Annotated in this window: 18 protein-coding genes and 1 pseudogene; 14 read left to right on the top strand and 5 right to left on the bottom strand. The window is 67.3% G+C overall.

What is annotated here, in order from left to right; genetic code table 11:
- Positions 1 to 191: pseudogene (locus QMO14_RS26775) on the top strand (transposase); the annotation flags it as partial.
- A 35-nt stretch (positions 192 to 226) separates the two neighbouring features.
- On the opposite strand, the gene QMO14_RS26770 reads toward QMO14_RS26775, so the two are convergent.
- On the bottom strand, positions 227 to 844 hold the full coding sequence (locus QMO14_RS26770) for an NAD(P)-dependent oxidoreductase (RefSeq protein ID WP_301510878.1): 618 nt from the start codon (positions 842 to 844) through the stop codon (positions 227 to 229).
- A 105-nt stretch (positions 845 to 949) separates the two neighbouring features.
- On the opposite strand from QMO14_RS26770, the gene QMO14_RS26765 reads away from it, so the two are divergent.
- Positions 950 to 1882, top strand: coding sequence for a LysR family transcriptional regulator (locus QMO14_RS26765; RefSeq protein WP_301510877.1), 933 nt, complete (start codon positions 950 to 952; stop codon positions 1880 to 1882).
- Between the two features lie 6 nt (positions 1883 to 1888).
- Here QMO14_RS26765 and QMO14_RS26760 read toward each other — a convergent pair whose 3' ends face one another.
- A complete protein-coding gene (locus tag QMO14_RS26760; protein ID WP_176666613.1) occupies positions 1889 to 2524 on the bottom strand; it encodes a YqhA family protein in 636 nt (211 codons plus the stop codon).
- 163 nt (positions 2525 to 2687) lie between these two features.
- On the opposite strand from QMO14_RS26760, the gene acs reads away from it, so the two are divergent.
- Positions 2688 to 4688: an acetate--CoA ligase gene (gene acs, locus QMO14_RS26755; protein WP_301510876.1), complete on the top strand. Its 2001-nt coding sequence runs from the start codon at positions 2688 to 2690 to the stop codon at positions 4686 to 4688.
- A 150-nt stretch (positions 4689 to 4838) separates the two neighbouring features.
- Positions 4839 to 5339, top strand: a complete 501-nt coding sequence (locus tag QMO14_RS26750; protein ID WP_301510875.1) for a LapA family protein — start codon at positions 4839 to 4841, stop codon at positions 5337 to 5339.
- Between the two features lie 18 nt (positions 5340 to 5357).
- Here QMO14_RS26750 and QMO14_RS26745 read toward each other — a convergent pair whose 3' ends face one another.
- Positions 5358 to 5672 (bottom strand): c-type cytochrome, encoded by a 315-nt coding sequence (locus QMO14_RS26745; RefSeq protein WP_301510874.1) that lies wholly within the window; start codon positions 5670 to 5672, stop codon positions 5358 to 5360.
- Positions 5673 to 5777: 105 nt separating this feature from the next.
- Between QMO14_RS26745 and QMO14_RS26740 the strand changes: the two genes are divergently transcribed.
- Together QMO14_RS26740 and QMO14_RS26735 are read left to right on the top strand one after the other, a co-directional pair.
- Complete coding sequence (locus QMO14_RS26740) at positions 5778 to 6032, top strand: TIGR04438 family Trp-rich protein (protein WP_301510873.1); 255 nt, start codon at positions 5778 to 5780, stop codon at positions 6030 to 6032.
- Positions 6033 to 6081: 49 nt separating this feature from the next.
- A complete protein-coding gene (locus tag QMO14_RS26735; protein ID WP_301510872.1) occupies positions 6082 to 6912 on the top strand; it encodes a DUF3592 domain-containing protein in 831 nt (276 codons plus the stop codon).
- A gap of 10 nt (positions 6913 to 6922) precedes the next feature.
- Here the strand turns inward: QMO14_RS26735 and ilvD are convergent, their stop codons facing one another.
- Positions 6923 to 8617: a dihydroxy-acid dehydratase gene (gene ilvD, locus QMO14_RS26730; RefSeq protein WP_301510871.1), complete on the bottom strand. Its 1695-nt coding sequence runs from the start codon at positions 8615 to 8617 to the stop codon at positions 6923 to 6925.
- A 102-nt stretch (positions 8618 to 8719) separates the two neighbouring features.
- Between ilvD and QMO14_RS26725 the strand changes: the two genes are divergently transcribed.
- On the top strand, positions 8720 to 9688 hold the full coding sequence (locus tag QMO14_RS26725; RefSeq protein WP_301510870.1) for a LysR family transcriptional regulator: 969 nt from the start codon (positions 8720 to 8722) through the stop codon (positions 9686 to 9688).
- Here the strand turns inward: QMO14_RS26725 and QMO14_RS26720 are convergent.
- A complete protein-coding gene (locus tag QMO14_RS26720; protein ID WP_301510869.1) occupies positions 9685 to 10626 on the bottom strand; it encodes a LysR family transcriptional regulator in 942 nt (313 codons plus the stop codon). The two genes, QMO14_RS26725 and QMO14_RS26720, sit on opposite strands and share 4 nt — an antisense overlap.
- 144 nt (positions 10627 to 10770) lie before the next feature.
- On the opposite strand from QMO14_RS26720, the gene QMO14_RS26715 reads away from it, so the two are divergent.
- The 7 genes from QMO14_RS26715 to QMO14_RS26685 all read left to right on the top strand — a co-directional run bounded on the left by QMO14_RS26715 (position 10771) and on the right by QMO14_RS26685 (position 16924).
- The gene (locus QMO14_RS26715; RefSeq protein WP_301510868.1) at positions 10771 to 11544 is read left to right on the top strand and encodes an SDR family oxidoreductase; all 774 of its coding nucleotides are present in this window, start codon (positions 10771 to 10773) and stop codon (positions 11542 to 11544) included.
- 32 nt (positions 11545 to 11576) lie between these two features.
- The gene (locus tag QMO14_RS26710; protein ID WP_301510867.1) at positions 11577 to 11846 is read left to right on the top strand and encodes a hypothetical protein; all 270 of its coding nucleotides are present in this window, start codon (positions 11577 to 11579) and stop codon (positions 11844 to 11846) included.
- A gap of 57 nt (positions 11847 to 11903) precedes the next feature.
- Entirely contained in the window at positions 11904 to 12734 is an 831-nt protein-coding gene (gene lgt / locus QMO14_RS26705; RefSeq protein ID WP_301510865.1) for a prolipoprotein diacylglyceryl transferase, read from the top strand.
- A 140-nt stretch (positions 12735 to 12874) separates the two neighbouring features.
- A complete protein-coding gene (locus QMO14_RS26700; protein WP_301510864.1) occupies positions 12875 to 13543 on the top strand; it encodes a GntR family transcriptional regulator in 669 nt (222 codons plus the stop codon).
- Between the two features lie 37 nt (positions 13544 to 13580).
- On the top strand, positions 13581 to 15047 hold the full coding sequence (locus QMO14_RS26695) for a malonyl-CoA decarboxylase (RefSeq protein WP_301510863.1): 1467 nt from the start codon (positions 13581 to 13583) through the stop codon (positions 15045 to 15047).
- A 105-nt stretch (positions 15048 to 15152) separates the two neighbouring features.
- Positions 15153 to 16139, top strand: coding sequence for a tripartite tricarboxylate transporter substrate binding protein (locus tag QMO14_RS26690; RefSeq protein WP_301510862.1), 987 nt, complete (start codon positions 15153 to 15155; stop codon positions 16137 to 16139).
- Positions 16136 to 16924: an enoyl-CoA hydratase/isomerase family protein gene (locus tag QMO14_RS26685; protein WP_301510861.1), complete on the top strand. Its 789-nt coding sequence runs from the start codon at positions 16136 to 16138 to the stop codon at positions 16922 to 16924. The genes QMO14_RS26690 and QMO14_RS26685 overlap by 4 nt, the downstream gene beginning before the upstream one ends.
- Positions 16925 to 16934 lie beyond the last annotated feature (10 nt).

Genomic DNA, 16934 nt, shown 5'->3' with positions numbered 1-16934 from the left:
ACATCGTCGACGAGTGGCTCTGGAGTTCGAGCAGCACTGCGCCCGGTGCGATCCCCGCCAAGCTGCGCGCCATGCGCCAGAACATCCGCCGCTTCGTCCTTCCACCCCGCCGCAGCGAACGCCGATATCCTCGCGCCGTTCGCATGACCAAGACGCAGTACCTCATCAAGAAAAATGCCGCTCAGAATTAACTGAGCGGCATTGCCCTCGCGGGTCCTTTCTTCTTTCAGTAGCCGATGGTGTATCGCTGGCGTGAATGGGCGGGTTTTTCCAGCTCGTCGATGAACGCGATCGCGTAGTCCGCGAAGGTGATCCAGCTGCGGCCTTCGGCGCTCACCAGCAGGTCGTCCTTGCCCAGGCGGAACTTGCCGGTGCGCTCGCCTTCGACGAATTCGGCGGAGGGCGACAGGAAGGTCCATTCGAGATCTTTCTCGTTGCGCAGCGCGTCGAGGAACAAGCCGCCGGCCGAGGCTTCGGCGCGGTACGCATCGGGAAAGTTGGGCGTGTCGATCACCTTCAGGCCGGGCGCCGCGAACAGGCTGCCTGCGCCGCCGACCACCAGCAGGCGCTTCACGCCGGCGCGCTTCGTCGGCTCGATGATGGCCGCGGGCGGCACGGTGGCGAAATGCGCGGCGCTGAACACGGCCTCGTGGCCGGCCAGGGCCTTCTCGAGGGCGGCGCCGTCGAGCACGTCGAGGTCGACGGCCTTCACGTTGGCGCGGCCCGCCAGCTTGGCGCTGGCCTTGCGGGCAATGGCGGTGACGGTGTGGCCGCGGCGCAGGGCCTCTTCGAGAAGCTGGCTGCCGGCGCGTCCGGTGGCGCCGATGATGGCGATGTGGCTCATGGTGACTCCTGTGAAAGATCGGGATGGGATGAACCGCATCTTAGGTTTCTGCTTTCGAAAGAAATACCTCGATTTGCGCGCTTGTTTATTCCTAAAATCGTTCGAATGGACCGATTGAATGCAATGCGCGTGTTCGTCACCGTGGTCGATTCGGGCAGCCTCTCGGCCGCGGCCGACAAGCTCGACATGTCCCGCCCGGTGGTCACGCGCTACGTGGCGGAGCTGGAGCAGTGGACCGGCGCACGCCTGTTGCACCGCACGACGCGCCGTCTGAGCCTCACGGCGGCGGGAGAGGAACTGCTGCCGCGCTGCCGCCAGGTGCTGGAGCTCACTGGCGACATGCAGGCGGCGGTGCGCCATCCGGCCGAGGCACCGCGGGGGCAGCTTCGCATCACCACCGGCACGTCCTTCGCGCAGGCGCAGCTTGCCGATGCGATCGCGGATTACGTGCGGCTCTATCCGGCCGTCATGGTCGACCTTGTGCTGCTCGACCGCACCGTGAACCTGGTCGACGAGCGCATCGACCTCGCGATCCGCACCGCGGCCGAGATCGATCCCAACCTCATCGCGCGCCGGCTGACGACCTGCCGTTCGGCGGTCTGCGCCTCACCGGCCTATCTGGCCCGGCACGGGCATCCGCAGCGCGTGGACGAGCTGGCGCAGCGCAATTGCCTCACGCATTCCTACTTCGGCCGCAGCCTCTGGAACTTCACGCGAAAGAGCGACGGCGAGCCGGTGTCGGTGGCAGTCGACGGGAATGTATCGGCCAACGACGCGGTCAGCCTGATGTCGCTGGCGCGCGCGGGTGCGGGCATCGCGATGCTGCCCACCTACCTGGCCGCGGAGCTGGTGCATGGCGGAGAACTGGTGCCGCTCTTCCCCGATTTCGAGCCGCAGGTGGTGGGCATGTACGCGGTGTATGCCTCGCGCAAGCACATGCCGGCCACGCTGCGCACGATGCTCGACTTTCTTTCCGAGCGCTTCTCCGACCCGCCCGCCTGGGACATGGCATCGCAGGCAGGCCAGGGTCGGGCCTAGAGGAGATCAGTGCGGATCGGCGGGCGGATGGGCGGGCGCCATCAGCCGGTCGGTGTAGGCGATGGCCATCGCCGAGAACAGGAACGCGATGTGGATCACGGTCTGCGCAATCAGCACGCGGTCGGTGTAGTTGTCCGCGTTGATGAAGGTCTTCAGCAGGTGGATGGAGCTGATGCCGATGATGGCGGTGGCCAGCTTCACCTTGAGCACCGAGGCGTTGACGTGGCTCAGCCACTCGGGCTGGTCGCGGTGGCCTTCGAGGTCCATGCGGCTCACGAAGGTCTCGTAGCCGCCCACGATCACCATGATGAGCAGGTTGGAGATCATCACCACGTCGATCAGCGCGAGCACCACGAGCATGATGACCGTCTCGTTCAGCGTGCCGACGGGAGCCGTGGTTTTGTAGCCGATGCTGGTGATGAGTGCCTGCAGCGCGTCCTTGGAGCCGAAGGCGGCCTCCACCAGGTGCAGCAGCTCGACCAGGAAGTGCACCACATACACCGCCTGCGCCACGATCAGGCCCAGGTACAGCGGCAGCTGCAGCCAGCGGCTCGCGAAGATCAGCTTGGGCAGGGGGCGAAGCGGCGAACCGCGGCGTGGTACGGGCGGGTTCCGGGTGTCGAAAGGATCGGGAGCGGACATCTGCGAGGCGGTTGTGGAGGACCGCGAATTCTAGGTGTGTCCCGGTGACGCACTCGTGATAACCCCGAGAGGGCCATCGAACAGGCTCTAACATGGCAACCGTCAGTGACCCGTAAGTGGGTCCGCCGACATTACGGCCGCACCCATCCTGGAGACAAAAAGCATGAGCAGCAGCGCATCGAAGAACATTGAATCCGTCCTGGTCGAGAACCGCGTCTTCCCGCCGGACGCCCGCGCCACGCAGGGCGCGCGCATTTCCGGCATGGCCGCCTACGAGGCCCTGTGCAAGGAAGCCGAACAGGACTTCGAGGGTTTCTGGACCCGCCTGGCCAAGGACAACCTGAACTGGACCAAGCCCTTCACGAAGACGCTCGATGAATCGAATGCGCCGTTCTACCAGTGGTTCGGCGACGGCGAGCTCAATGCCAGCGCCAACTGCCTCGACCGGCACATCGGCACCCCGGTCGAGAACAAGACCGCCATCGTCTTCGAAGCCGACGACGGCACCGTCACCAAGGTCACCTACAAGGAACTGCTCGCGCGCGTGAGCCAGTTCGCCAATGCGCTCAAGGCGCGCGGCATCAGGAAGGGCGACCGCGTCATCGTCTACATGCCGATGACCGTCGAGGGCGTCGTCGCCATGCAGGCCTGCGCGCGCATCGGCGCCACCCACAGCGTGGTGTTCGGCGGCTTCTCGGCCAAGGCGCTGCAGGAGCGCATCATCGACGCGGGCGCGGTGGCCGTCATCACCGCCAACTACCAGCTGCGCGGCGGCAAGGAGCTGCCGCTGAAGGCCATCGTCGACGACGGCATCGCGCTGGGCGGCTGCGAGTCGATCAAGACCGTGTTCGTGTACGAGCGCACGCCCACCGCGTGGAATCGCGTCGAGGGCCGCGACATCACCTTCGCCGAGGCATTGAAGGGGCAGGGCACCGAATGCGCGCCCGTGCCGGTCGACGCCGAGCACCCGCTCTTCATCCTCTACACCTCGGGTTCCACCGGCAAGCCCAAGGGCGTGCAGCACTCCACCGGCGGCTACCTGCTGTGGGCCAAGCTCACGATGGACTGGACCTTCGACATCCGCCCCGAAGACGTGTTCTGGTGCACCGCCGACATCGGCTGGATCACCGGCCACACCTACGTCGCCTACGGCCCGCTCGCGGCCGGCGCCACGCAGGTGGTGTTCGAGGGCATCCCGACCTTCCCGCATGCGGGCCGCTTCTGGCAGATGATCGAGAAGCACAAGGTGACTGTGTTCTACACGGCCCCCACCGCGATCCGCTCGCTCATCAAGGCGGCCGACGGCGACGAGAAGGTGCATCCCAAGAACTGGGACCTGTCCAGCCTGCGCATCCTTGGCTCGGTCGGCGAGCCGATCAATCCCGAGGCATGGATGTGGTACCACCGCAATGTGGGCGGCGAGCGCTGCCCCATCGTCGACACCTTCTGGCAGACCGAGACCGGCGGCCACGTCATCACGCCGCTGCCGGGCGCCACGCCGCTGGTGCCGGGCTCGTGCACGCTGCCGCTGCCGGGCATCATGGCCGCCATCGTCGACGAGACCGGCAAGGACCTGCCCAACGGCGCGGGCGGCATGCTGGTCATCAAGCGGCCCTGGCCCTCGATGATCCGCACCATCTGGAACGACCCCGAGCGCTTCAAGAAGAGCTACTTCCCCGAGGAGATGGGCGGCACGATCTACCTCGCCGGCGACGGCGCGGTGCGCAGTGCAGACCGCGGCTACTTCCGCATCACCGGCCGCATCGACGACGTGCTGAACGTGTCGGGCCACCGCCTGGGCACCATGGAAATCGAATCCGCGCTGGTGTCGAAGACCGACCTCGTGGCAGAGGCCGCCGTTGTGGGCCGCCCCGACGACGTGACGGGCGAGGCCGTGTGCGCATTCGTCGTGCTCAAGCGCGCACGCCCGACCGGCGAGGAAGCCAGGCAGATCGCCAACGAGCTGCGCAACTGGGTCGCCAAGGAAATCGGCCCGATTGCCAAGCCCAAGGACATCCGCTTCGGCGACAACCTGCCCAAGACCCGCAGCGGCAAGATCATGCGGCGCCTGCTGCGCAGCATCGCCAAGGGCGAGGCGATCACGCAGGACACGTCGACGCTCGAGAATCCTGCGATCCTGGAGCAGCTCTCGCAGACGAACTGACGAGCAGTGCATTAGTGCTGTAGGACATGGCCGTTTATGCGGCCATTTGCGCCGAACAGGGCTCTTCGCTGAGGTAAAACCATCGGATCACCGCGCGCCTCGAAGCGCGCGGGTTTCCTCTGTGTTCGATCTTTCCGAAGGAGGCCCCCAATGGGCGTGAGATCCGCTTTTCTTTTCGTCGTCGTGCTGCTCATCGTGGCGCTTGCCGCGCTCAACTGGGGCACGCTGGCCACGCCCACCGACGTGTGGCTGGGCTTCATGACCGTCTCGGCCCCGTTGGGGCTCATCATGCTGGGACTGACCGCGGTGCTGGCGGCTTTCTTCCTCGTCTACGTGCTGTACCTGCATAGCTCGGTGCTGATCGACACCAAGCGGCACACCAAGGAAATGCAGGCCCAGCGCGACCTGGCGGACAAGGCGGAGGCTTCGCGTTTCACCGAGCTGCGCAACTTCCTGGAAGCGCAGGAGAACAAGCACATGGCACAGAATGCCGAACGCCAGTCGGCGGTCCTGGCGCGGCTGGAGCAGCTCGAAACGGCGATCCGCCTGCGCTCGGACCAGACCGACAACACCATGGCCGCGCACATCGGCCAGCTCGAGGATCGCATCGAGCGCCGGCCGGTACCGCTGGACATCAACCCGCAGGCTTGACGATGCCCGGAGACGGGCTCACTTCGTCGACAGCACCCAGGCCGCGAGCTTCTTCGCGTCCGCTTCGCTGACCTGGTTGTTCGCCGGCATCGGCACCGGACCCCACACGCCGGAGCCACCCTTCATGATTTTGTTGGCGAGGGTGTCGACGGCACCCTTGTCGTCCTTGTACTTGGCGGCCACGTCCTTGAACGCGGGGCCGAGCACCTTGCGCTCGACCGCATGGCAGCTCATGCAGTTCTTCGAGGTGGCCAGCGCCAGGTCGGCGAAGGCGGGCGCGGCGAGGGCGGCAAGGCCGAGACCCAGGGCTGCCGGCAGGAAGACTCTTTTCATGGGGCGTAATTGTTAAGGGCTGAGTTACATTCGTCTCAACGCGATTGTAGGTAGCGCCGTGCACGGCGCCGGATGCGTTGCCAATACAACCCTGAGGGATTCGCGATGTGGTTTCTGGGATTGGGCCTGCTTGCTCTGGCCCTGAAATATTTCGAGGTCGGCATGGTCGCCACATGGAGCTGGTGGATCGTGCTGTCGCCGTTCGCGCTGGCCGTCGCATGGTGGGCCTGGGCCGATTCGTCGGGCTACACCAAGCGCAAGGTCGTCGAGCGGGAAGAACTGCGCAAGCAGGCGCGCATCGACCGCCAGAAGAACAACATGGGCATGAAGACCAGCAACGGGCAGCGCCCGCGCCGCTGAGCCGTTTCCGAGGCGCGTCCCCGCACCGCATGCATCGAGCAGACGTGCCATGGACGAGGAAGCTACCACCCGCGCGCTGATCGTCTTCGGACTTTCGCTGCTGCTCGGCCCGGCCATCGGCGGGCTCGTGGGGTGGCTCAAGAATTTCTTCTGGGGTGTGGGCGTGGGCGCCCTGCTCATCGGCTGCGCCGGCCTGTACGGCGCGGCATCCCTCGGCTGGAACCGCTACCAGTCGATCGCCGGCACCGCCAGCGTGCAGGGCAGCCTCGTCGAGTTCGTGGACGAGCAGAGCAAGGACAGCAAGGGCGGTGTCACGGTGTCGCGCGCGCCGGTCGTCGAATACGTCACGCCGGACGGACAGAAGCGCCGCGTCAAGGGGCTGGGTGGCGGACTGGCGGACAAGGAGTGGGGCGACCCGGTGGAAGTGCGCTACAGCGTGGCCGACCCCTCGCAGGCGCTGGTGGCCGACTTCCAGAACATGTGGGGCGGCGTCTGGGGCCTCGGCATCTTCGGCGCCTTTCCCACGATGTTCGGCTTGTTCTTCATCGGCATGGCGCGCAGGGAGGCGCGCGAGAAGCAGGGCGCTTGCGTACGGCCGGAGTTGCGCGAGCCCACACCCGGCCAGAAGCGCTGGCGCACGCGTGGCACGGTGCTCGCCAACCTCGTCTTCCTGGCCGGCTTCGCGCTCGTGTTTCTCTACCCGGACCCGAGCCCGATGAAGCAGTTCGGCGCGGGCTTCATGACCATCGGCGCCGGCGCGATCCTGCACTTTCTCGTGCAGAGCCTGCCGCCGGCGATGGATTTCCAGTCGCGCAGCATCCTCGCGATCGTGGGCCTCGGGTTTCTGGCCTTTGGCTACGGCGCGTGGATGATGGCCTGATCGACCGATCTCAGAACTTGTCGAGCACAGCGCCCGAGCTGGCGCTCGATGCGTTGAACGCAAACTTCGCCTGCACGCCGCGCGTGTAGCGCGGGGCCGGTGCCTTCCAGCCTTCGCGGCGCTTGGCGATCTCGGCTTCGGGCACGTTCAGTTCGAGCTTGAGCTGGTGCGCGTCGATGGTGATCGAGTCGCCCTCGTTCACGAAGGCGATGGTGCCGCCGGCAGCCGCTTCGGGCGCGACGTGGCCCACCACCATGCCCCAGGTGCCGCCCGAGAAGCGGCCGTCGGTGATGAGGCCAACGCTCTCGCCGAGGCCCGCGCCGATCAGCGCGCCGGTCGGCGCCAGCATTTCCGGCATGCCCGGGCCGCCCTTGGGGCCGAGGTAGCGCAGCACCATCACGTCGCCGGCCTTGATCTTGCCGTCGAGGATGGCCTTGAGCGCAGACTGCTCGTCGTCGAACACACGGGCCGGGCCGGTGATGACGGGGTTCTTCAGGCCGGTGATCTTGGCGACCGCGCCTTCGGGCGACAGGTTGCCCTTCAGGATCGCGAGGTGGCCTTCTTCGTACATCGGGTTGTCGATCGGGCGGATCACGTCCTGGTCGGCGCGCGGCACGTCCGGCACGTCCTTCAGCACTTCGGCGATGGTCTGGCCGCTGATGGTGATGCAGTCGCCGTGCAGCAGGCCCGCGTTCAGCAGCACCTTCATCACCTGCGGGATGCCGCCGGCCTGGTGCAGGTCGAACGCGAGGTACTTGCCCGAGGGCTTCAGGTCGCAGATCACCGGGACCTTCTTGCGCATGCGCTCGAAGTCGTCGATGGTCCATTCCACGCCCGCCGTGTGCGCGATGGCCAGGAAGTGCAGCACCGCGTTGGTCGAGCCGCCCGTTGCCATGATGACCGCCACTGCGTTCTCGATCGCCTTCTTGGTCACGATGTCGCGCGGCTTCAGGTCCTTCTTGATGGCCTCGATCAGCACCTTGGCCGACTCCTTGGCCGAGTTGGCCTTCTCGTCATGCGGGTTGGCCATGGTCGAGGAATAGGGCAGCGAGATGCCCAGTGCCTCGAACGCGCTCGACATGGTGTTGGCGGTGTACATGCCGCCGCACGAGCCGGTACCGGGAATGGCGCGCTTCTCGATCTCGAGCAGGTCTTCGTCGCTCATGTTGCCGGCGGCGTTCTGGCCCACGGCCTCGAACACGCTCACGATGTTCAGGTCCTGGCCCTTGTAGCGGCCCGGAAGGATGGTGCCGCCGTACACGTAGATGGCCGGCACATTGGCGCGCAGCATGCCCATCAGGCCGCCGGGCATGTTCTTGTCGCAGCCGCCGACCACCAGCACACCGTCCATCCACTGGCCGCCCACGCAGGTCTCGATGCAGTCGGAGATGACTTCGCGGCTCACCAGCGAATACTTCATGCCCTCGGTGCCCATGGCCATGCCGTCGGAGATGGTGGGCGTGCCGAACACCTGCGCGTTGCCGCCGGCTTCCTCGATGCCGGCGATGGCCGCGTCGGCCAGCTTCTGCAGGCCCGAGTTGCAGGGCGTGATGGTGCTGTGGCCGTTGGCGACGCCGACCATCGGCTTCTTGAAGTCGCCTTCCTCGTAGCCCATGGCGTAGAACATCGAGCGGTTGGGGGCGCGGCTCTTGCCTTCGACGATGTTGGCGCTGCGGCGGTTGATCTGGATTGGCTTGGTGTCCATGGTGTCTCTTCTGTCGTGGGGGAGATCGGGGGAGCCCAAGTATCGGACTTCTGATTGATTGCTTCCAATCCATTTTCAATCGCTGATTGATATGCTTGGCATATGAATGAAGCACTGATCGACCTGCGCGCCTGGCGCCAGTTCGTCGCCGTTGCCGAGGAGCTGCACTTCGGCCGCGCCGCGCTGCGGCTGCACATGACCCAGCCGCCGGTCACTCAGGCCATTGCCCAGCTCGAGAAGACGCTGGGCGTGGTGCTGTTCGACCGCACCCGCCGGCGCGTGGCGCTCACGCCGGCCGGCGAGGCGCTGCTGCCCGACGTGCGGGAGCTTCTGGCGCGCGCGCAGGCCCTGCCTGCGCGGGCTCGCGCCGCCGCGGCGGGGCAGGTGGGCCGCGTGCGCATCGGCTTTGTCTCGACGGTGGGCTTCGAGCAGTTGCCCGCCTGGGTGCGCGAATTCCGCGTGCTGTGTCCCGAGGTGGCGCTGGAACTGGTGGAAGCCACCGGCGACGTGCAGCTCGAAGCCTTCGCACGGGGCGAGATCGACGCCGGCCTGATGCTGCATTCGCCCGGCGCCGCGCCGCCGGGGCTGGCGCGCCTTGCCGTGTCGGAGGAACCGCTGGTGCTGGCGCTGCCCGAGCGTCACCCGCTCGCGCGCACCGGCAAGCTGCTGCTGGCCGACGTGCTGGTGGAGCCGCTGGTGATCTTCCCGCGCCGCATCGTGCCGTCGCTGCACGACGCCATCTTCGACCTGTACCACGCGGCCGGCCGCACGCCGCAGCTCGGGCAGGAGGCGATCCAGATGCAGACCATCGTGAACCTCGTCTCGGGCGGCATCGGCGTAGCCTGGGTGCCCGAGAGCGTTACGCAGTTCCGTCGCGCGGGCKTGGTGTATCGCCGCGCCGAGGAGTTCGCACCGGCCGCGCGGCGGCGCAGTGCGCCGGAGCTGCCCGGGTGCGAGACCAGCCTGGTGTGGCCCGAGGGCACGGCCAATCCGGCGCTCGAACGCTTCATTGCCTTCGTGCGGGAGCGGGGTGCGGGTTCGAAGAGCCGGCAGGAGGCCCGGGAGGATTAGCGGGCCTTGCGGGTGCGCCCGCCGGCGGGGTGGGCCGGCTTGTCGAGCGCATCTGCCAGCACCGTTTCAAGCCAGCCCACGAAAGCCTGCATGCGCCGCGAGAGGTTGCGCCGGTGCGGATACACCAGTTGCACCGGCAGCGGCTCGGCGCGCGCGTCGGGCAGCACTTCCACCAGTTCGCCAGCCGCGAGGTGCTCGCGCACGTCGTATGCCGGGATCTGGATCAGGCCCAGCCCCGCCAGCGCGCAGGCGATGTAGGTCTCGGCGTTGTTCGCCGCCACCTGGCTGCGCATGCGCAGGGTGGAGGTTTCGCCGTCGCGCAGCCATTCCCATGGCGCGGCGCGGCCGCTGGTCGGCGAGGCGTAGTTGACGGCCACGTGCTCCGGCAAGTCGGCCGGGGTGCGCGGCGTGCCATGGCGCTCCAGGTAAGCAGGGCTCGCGCAGTTGATCAGCGTGAAATGTCCCAGGGGCCGCGCCACCAGGCTGCTGTTGGCCAGGGGGCCGACGCGCAGCGCGCAGTCGATGCCTTCGAGCACGAGATCGACGGCGCGGTCGCTGGAGCCGAGTTCCAGTTCGATGGCCGGGTGGAGCGCGAAGAAGCCCGGCAGCGCAGGTGCGATCAGGCGTCGCGCGATACGGCTGGGTACGTCGACCTTCAGGCGTCCGCTCACTTGGCCGCGCGCGGGCAGGAACTGCTGCTCCATGTCCTCCATGTCGGCCACCAGCGCGCGGGCGCGCTCCAGCATCACCTCGCCGTCGGGCGTGAGGCCGACGCGGCGCGTGGTCCGGTGCAGCAGGCGGGAGCCGAGGCGGGTTTCGAGCTGCTGCACCGCAGTGGAGACGCTTGCGCGCGGCAGGCCCAGGCGGTCGGCTGCGCGCGTGAAGCTGCCGGTTTCGGCCACGCGAACGAAGACCTGGAGGAGGTCGATGCGGTCCATTGAAGAGGGGGTATGGAAGGAGATCGGATTGTTCGTGAAATCCTGAACAGTCTAGCGCTGGATGTCCTATTTATCTGTCCGATGCCGATCAATAGACTGGCCGCTCCAGTCACACATCCACGCTTCAACCAAGGAGTTCATTCCATGTCCGCACGTACGCTCAAGAACAAAGTCGCCGTCATCGCTGGCGGCGGCAAGAACCTCGGCGCCCTCATCGGCCACCAGTTGGTCGACGGTGGCGCCCGCGGCATCGCCATCCACTACAACAGCGATGCCTCGCGCGCCGATGCCGAGAAGACCGCCGCCGAACTCAAGGCGAAGGGCGCCGACACGCTGCTGGTGCAGGGCGACCTCTCGAAGGTCGAGAACTGCGTCGGCCTGTTCGACAAGGCGGTGAAGCACTTCGGCCAGATCGACATCGCGATCAACACGGCCGGCGTGGTCATCAAGAAGCCGATCCTCGATGTCACCGAGGCCGAATACGACAAGAGCTTCGACGCCAACGCCAAGGCCGCCTTCTTCTTCATCCAGCAGGCCGGCCGCACGATGGCCGACGGCGGCAGCATCGTTACCCTGGTGAGTTCGCTGCTGGCGGCCTACACGCCGTTCTATGCGATCTACCCGGGCTCGAAGGCGGCGGTGGAGCATTACACGCGCGCTGCGTCCAAGGAGTTCGGCGAACGCGGCATCTCGGTCAACGCCATCGGTCCCGGCCCCATGGACACACCGTTCTTCTATGGCCAGGAAAGCAAGGAGGCCGTCGAATACCACAGCAGCGCCGCCGCGCTCAGCAAGTTCTCGAAGAAGGGCCTGACCGACATCGAGGACATCGCGCCCATCGTGCGCTTCCTGGTCACCGAGGGCTGGTGGATCACCGGGCAGACGATCTTCGCCAACGGCGGCTACACCACGCGCTGATCGGGCAAGATGCCGCGAGGAGGACGAACGACATGCACACGATCATGGTGATGGGCGGCGGCTTCGTGCTGCTGGTGGTGTTCCTGCTGGCGGGGCGCCTGCTCGGCGACGGCTCCTCGGCGGCGCTGGCCGTCGCGGCCAAGTGGTTCATTCCGGCGTGGTTCGTCGGCGCGGGCATCAACATGGCCGTGGGGGTGATCAAGGCGGGGTATTCGGTGGCCGAGGAGCTGCCGATCTTCCTGCTGGTCTTCGCTGTGCCGGCCGTGGTGGCGGGGCTCGTGTGGTGGAAGTTCGGGCGCTGATTTCCATCTGAAAAGCCCCGCCTCGGCCCCGACATCCGGCCGGGGCACAATCCGCGGATGCTCATGTATCCGCATATCGACCCCATCGCCCTGCAAATCGGGCCGGTGGCCATTCACTGGTACGGCCTGACCTATCTGGCCGCGTTCGCGCTGTTCTATTTTCTCGGCACGCGCCGCCTGCGGCACGAGCCGTTCCGCAGTCTGGTGGATGCGGGCGTGTGGCAGCGCAGGGACATCGAGGACATTCTTTTCCTTGGCGTCATGGGCGTCATCGTCGGCGGGCGGCTGGGCTATTGCCTCTTCTACAAGCCTGAGTTCTATCTCACGCATCCGCTCGAGATCTTCTACGTGTGGCAGGGCGGCATGAGCTTCCACGGCGGGCTGCTTGGCGTGATCGGCGCGATGGTGTGGTTCTCTTACTCGCGCAAGCGCGCGTTCTGGCAGGTGATGGACTTCGTCGCGCCCTGCGTGCCGACGGGTCTTGCGGCCGGGCGCGTGGGCAACTTCATCAACGGCGAGCTGTGGGGCCGCTTCAGCAGCCCCGATCTGCCCTGGGGCATGGTGTTTCCGCAGAGCGGATCGATGCTGCCGCGCCATCCCTCGCAGGTCTACCAGTTCCTGCTCGAGGGGCTGCTGCTCTTCGTCGTGATGTGGCTCTATGCGCGCAAGCAGCGCAAGCAGGGGCAGGTGGCTTCGGTGTTCCTCATCGGCTACGGCGTGCTGCGCTTCGTGGCCGAGTTCTTCCGCGAGCCCGACGACTTCCTCGGCCTGAGGGCGCTCAACCTGAGCCAAGGGCAGTGGCTGAGCATTCCGATGATCGTCGCGGGCATCGCGCTGTGGTTCTGGTTCGGCCGCACCGGCGGCAAGGCTGCCACCGCGCGCGCCTGAGCTTCCGGGCGCAGGGGCTCATTGAGCCCTAAGTTTTCAGGGTAAGTCCCAGCCGCGCACGCGATGCGCGGCACTTGCGCCCGGCCGTGCACGGGCTCAGAATTACGCGTAATTACAGGAAATTATGCGGCCCTGATCCCATGCGCCTGGTTCCCAACTCCCTGCACGACGAAGTCGCCGCCACGCTGCGCGAGCAGATCTTCGACGGTTCCCTGGCTCCCGGCAGCTTCGTCGACGAAACGGCGCTGTGCGAGCGGCTTTCCATCTCCCGCACGCCGCTGCGCGAAGCGCTCAAGGTGCTCACCGCCGAAGGCCTGCTGCGGCACGAGCCGCGGCGCGGCTGCTTCGTCAACGAGGTGACCGAGCGCGACCTCGACGAGATCTTCCCCGTCATCGCGCTGCTTGAAGGCCGCTGCGCCTACGAGGCGGCCCGCAACGCCAGCGACGCCGAACTGCAGGAGCTCGACGCCCTGCACGAGCGCCTCGTGCGCCACGCCAGGGCCAAGCGCATCAACGACTACTACGCCACCAATCACATCATCCACGAGGCGATCATCAAGCTGGCCGACAACAAGTGGCTGGCCCAGGTCATCGGCGACCTGCGCAAGATCCTCAAGCTCGCCCGGCTGCAGCAGCTGCATGCGCCGGGGCGGCTCGAGCAGAGCCTGTCGGAGCACCTGGCCGTGTTCGCGGCGCTCAAGGCACGCGACAGCGAAGGCGCCGACGCCGCCATGCGCACGCACCTGACCCGCCAGCGCGAGGCGCTGCGCGAGGTCGCGCGCCAGCAGAAGTCCAGGGTGATGTCGTGACAAGCGTGACAACCCCCTCAAGCATTGGAGTGCCCCGATGAGTGCGACCGAGTGGTTCCAGGCGCGGCTGCGTTCTGGCGAGAAGTCCAAAGTGCCCGTGGCGCCCGAAGGCGCGGCGAAGAGCGCACCGAAGAACGCGCCCAAGCCCAGCGCGCGCCCGACTGCCGAGCGCCTGCAGGCCACGCTGCGCAAGGCGGACGAGGCCCTGTCGCCGCGCGCGTTGCGCCGCGTGCTGACCGACCTGCAGGCGGTGATCGACCCGCGCGTGAGCGAGGTCGAGGGCGGCCGCCGCGCGCATGCCATCGCGGACGCCTACCGCGCCGCCACACCCGACGAGCGCCGCGACTACTGGGCGCTCATGAGCGAGCATTTCGCCGCCGATGCGCAAAAGCTCAAGACCGCGCGCGACCAGCACCAGGCAGCCGTCGGCACGCCCGACGAGGGCCAGGCCGAGCTGCGCCTGCGCCGCGCACTGGTGTCGCCGCGCATGCGCCTGCTGCAGCGCTTCGCGGTCGAGCCCGAGGGCATGCGCTTTCTGGTGGACCTGCGCGCCGACCTGCTGCCGTGCCTGAAGGCCGACAAGCGCCTGCTCGCGCTCGATGCCGAACTCGAACAGCTCTTCTCCACCTGGTTCGACGTCGCCTTCCTCGAACTGCGCCGCATCGACTGGGATTCGCCGGCTTCGCTGATCGAGAAGCTCATCCGCTACGAGGCGGTGCACGACATCAAGAGCTGGTCCGACGTGAAGAACCGGCTCGACGACAGCGACCGCCGCTGCTACGGCTTCTTCCATCCGCGCCTGCCCAATGAGCCGCTCATCTTCGTCGAGGTGGCGCTGGTCGACCGCATCAGCGCCGGCATCACGCCGCTGCTCGACGAAACCGCCGTGCCGGTGCCGGCTGCCCGGGCCACCACCGCGATCTTCTATTCGATCAGCAACACGCAGAACGGCCTGCGCGGCGTGAGCTTCGGCGATTCGCTCATCAAGCGCGTGGTCGAGACGCTTCAGGAAGAGCTGCCGCGCCTGAAGACCTTCGCCACGCTTTCCCCGATTCCGGGTTTTCGCACCTGGCTGGCGAAGAACGCCGCCGACCTGCTGCCGCGCCTCGACGAAAAACGCGAGGCCGAACTGGGCCGCCTCGTCGGCTCGGTGCCGCCCACGGCCGAGCGCCTGCTTGCCGCGGTGGACGGTGCCGCCAGCCTGGACGCCAAGTCGCCGTTGCGCCAGTGGCTGATGCAGGCCGCCGCCGAGTACCTCGGCCGCGCGCTGGTCGACGGCACGCCGGCCGACCCAGTGGCGCGCTTCCACCTGGGCAACGGCGCGCGCGTCGAGCGCCTGAACTGGGCGGGCGATCCGTCGGCCAAGGGGCACAAGCAGTCCTATGGACTCATGGTCAACTACCTCTATGACCTCAAGCGCCTGGACAAGCACCGCACCTGGCTGGCCGAGGGCAAGGTGGCCGTATCGGGAGACGTCGAAAGCCTGTATTTCAAAAAAGGCTGAAGTCCGCAAGAGAGAAAGTCGAAGCAGAGCAAGGAGCCGGTGCACCCAAGGCCGGCAGCCGCACGGGGCGGCAAGATCCACAACGACACACAGGAGATGAGACAAATGAACCCAAGCTTTCAGCGCCGCGACGTACTGCGCGTGGCCGCCGCCGGTGCGGCCGTTCTGTGCGGTGCCGCGCGGGCCCAGCAGGGCTGGCCGACGAAGCCCGTGACGATGATCGTGCCGTTTCCGGCCGGCGGCGGCACGGATGCCTTCGCGCGGCCGCTGTCGGGGCAGTTCTCGCGCGTCGCGGGCCAGACGCTGGTGATCGACAACCGAGGCGGGGCAGGGGGCACGCTGGGCGCGAGCATCGCCGCCAAGGCGCCGGCCGACGGCTACACGCTCTTCATGGGCGCGGTGCACCACGCGATCGCGCCGTCCATTTATCCGAAGCTCGACTACGACATCGAGAAGGACTTCGTGCCGCTGATGCTGCTGGCCAACGTGCCGCAGGTGGTGGTCATCAACCCGAAACGGGTGCAGGCCAACACCATCCAGGAGTTCATTGCCCTGGTGAAGCGCAACCCCGGCAAGTTCAACTACGGCTCTGCCGGCTCGGGCACCTCGCACCACCTGGCGGGCGAGCTCTTCAAGATCCAGACCGGCACCTTCATCACCCACATCCCTTACCGCGGCGCGGGCCCGGCGCTGTCCGACCTGATCTCGGGCAACGTCGACCTGATGTTCGACGGCCTGGGCTCCTCGGCGCAGCACATCAAGAGCGGCCGCATCAAGGCGCTGATGGTGTCCGGCACCAAGCGCAACCCGGCGTTCCCCGACGTGCCCTGCGCGGCCGAAGTGGGCCTGCCCGAGTACACCGTGACCACCTGGTACGGCTTGTGGGCGCCCAAGGGCACGCCGGCCGACGCGCAGACCCGCGCCATCGACGACATGAAGAAGTCGCTGGCCACCGACGACCTGAAGGGCATCTGGGCCCAGAACGGTTCCGAGATCCCGAACCTCATCACCACCGCCTACGGCAGCTTCGTGAACGCCGAGATCAAGCGCTGGGCCGCGGTGGTGAAGGCCTCGGGCGCCAAGCTCGAATGACGACTGAAAGCCATATCTCCCTGCGCCGCGACGGCGATGGCGCCATCGCGGTCGTCACGCTGTCGAACCCGGGGCGCCTCAACGCCATGACGCGCGCCATGTGGCGCGAGCTGCGCGCGCTGTTCGACGGCCTGCGCAGCGAGGCGGACAGCGCTCTGCGCTGCGTCGTCGTGCGTGGCGAGGGCGGTGCCTTCTGCGCGGGCGGCGACATTTCCGAGTACCCCTCGTTCCGCTTCAGCGAACCCAGCCTGCGCGAGTTCCACGAGAACGAGGTCTGGGCCGCGCTGCAGGCGATGCTCGACTGCCCGCTGCCGCTGGTCGCGCAGATCGAGGGAGCCTGCATGGGCGCGGGCCTCGAGATCGCGAGCTGCTGCGACATCCGGCTGGCCGGCACATCCGCGAAGTTCGGCGCGCCCATCGCCAAGCTCGGTTTCCCGATGGCGCCTCGCGAGGCCGCGCTGGTGCATGGCGCCATTGGCGACGTGCTCGCGCGCGACATGCTGCTGGCCGCCGGCGTGCACGGCGCCCAGCGTCTTTACGACGCGGGCTTCCTGCTGCAGGTGCTGCCCGACGATGAAGTGCCGCTGGCCGCCCGGTCGCACGCCGCGCGCATCGCCGCGCTCTCCCCGCAGGCCGCGCGCCTGCACAAGGCCACCTTCGCCGCGCTGCGCGCAGGGGCTCCCTCGGCCCACGGCCTGCTCGCCACGGCCTACGATTACGCCGACTCCGCGGAACACCGCGAGGGCATTGCCGCCTTTCTCGCCAAGCGCACCCCGAATTTCTGAAGCCAAGCAA

Origin of the sequence: Variovorax sp. CAN15, assembly GCF_030462475.1 — a bacterium.
Taxonomy (GTDB): Bacteria; Pseudomonadota; Gammaproteobacteria; order Burkholderiales; family Burkholderiaceae_C; genus Variovorax.
Note: the sequence above shows the minus strand (reverse complement) of the source record. Positions and strands in the feature narration are given on the sequence as shown.